The following is a 1,549-nucleotide window of genomic DNA, read 5'->3' as shown; positions in this document are numbered from 1 at the left end:
AAAATTTCATCTGATTTTAAAACAGTAGTCACAGGTTTATTTGAAGGCAGTGAAACCATAAGTGACTGTGGAGTTTTTCAAGAAAAGCAGATTATAGATAATATAAAACAATTCAGTGACTTTAATGGAAGTTTTGGTGAATTTTCTTCTACAACTTTATCAGGAGAAAAAAATGTTATAGTAGTTGGACTTGGTAAAAAAGATGAATGGAATGAAAATAAAGCGTTAAACATTGGTGGTAAAATATATTGTGAGTTAAGCAGACTCAAGATCAAGAAAGCAGCTGTTTTAATTGAAGATAGTGCAGCAAATATTGCATATGGTGCGTTTTTACGTAGCTTTAAGTTTGATAAATACAAGACTAAAAAGGATGAAAAAATCATAGAGGTAGAAGAAATTACAGTATTAGCAAAAGATGAGCAATTAAGCAGTGCTGAAAAATTGTTTGAACGTCTAAGGCACGAAGGTGAGGGCATATTCCTCGCGCGTTCTTTTATAACAGAACCACCTAATGTTTTATACCCAGAATCTTATGCTGATTATATAAAAACTGAACTTACTAAACTCGGTCTTGAGGTTGAAGTGCTTGATAAAAAGCAAATGGAAGAGAAAAAAATGGGGGCATTGCTTGGAGTAGCACAAGGAAGCAGTAAAGAGCCAAAATTAGTGGTGATAAAATGGAATGGGACTTCTAAGGAACAAAAACCAATAGCTTTTGTGGGTAAGGGTATAACTTTTGATACCGGTGGAGTATCACTCAAACCTTCACGCGGTATGGAGTCAATGAAATATGACATGGCAGGTTCTGCTGCCGTGGTTGGGATAATGCGTACTTTAGCTGGACGAAAAGCAAAAGTAAATACAATTGGCGTAGTTGCACTTGCAGAAAATGCAGTGGGTGGTAATGCTCAAAGACCAAGCGATGTAGTAACTTCAATGTCTGGACAAACAATAGAAGTGTTAAATACCGATGCGGAAGGAAGGCTTATACTTGCAGATGCTTTATGGTATACGCAAAACAGGTTTTCACCAAAATTTATGATTGATCTTGCAACTCTAACTGGTGCTATAGTGGTTGCGCTTGGAAATAATGAATATGCTGGTCTTTTTGCCAATAATGATGAATTAGCGAATCGTATTATTAATGCAGGCAACGAAGTAAATGAAAAACTATGGCGTTTTCCTATGAACGAGACTTACGATAAGATTATTGACTCACAGATTGCTGATGTGCAAAACATAGCTCCTGTAGGTTCTGGTGGAGATAGTATAATGGCTGCACAGTTTTTACAGCGTTTTGTGAACGACACTTGTTGGGCACATTTAGACATTGCAGGAACTGCTTGGCACGAAAAAGGCACTGATATTTCTCCAAGAGGGGCAGTAGGTTTTGGTATAAGGTTGCTCAATAAATTGGTTGAGAAGTACTATGAGGCAAGTAATTAACACCCAGGTACTGGAATTTAGCTTTCCAAATTCCAGTATTATCTACTATTAAATTGAACAAGAGTCCCTATTTACTCTTTGTGAGCTGATTGCATGTACTCCG

1 protein-coding gene is annotated in these 1,549 nt (G+C 36.9%); it reads left to right on the top strand.

Annotated elements, in window-relative coordinates:
• Positions 1-1,446: leucyl aminopeptidase (locus HET73_RS07380; RefSeq protein ID WP_218939346.1), on the top strand; the 1,446-nt coding region annotated here is incomplete at its 5' end.
• Between the last annotated feature and the right edge of the window lie 103 nt (positions 1,447-1,549).

Source organism: Wolbachia endosymbiont of Atemnus politus, from assembly GCF_013309895.1.
Note: the sequence above shows the minus strand (reverse complement) of the source record. Positions and strands in the feature narration are given on the sequence as shown.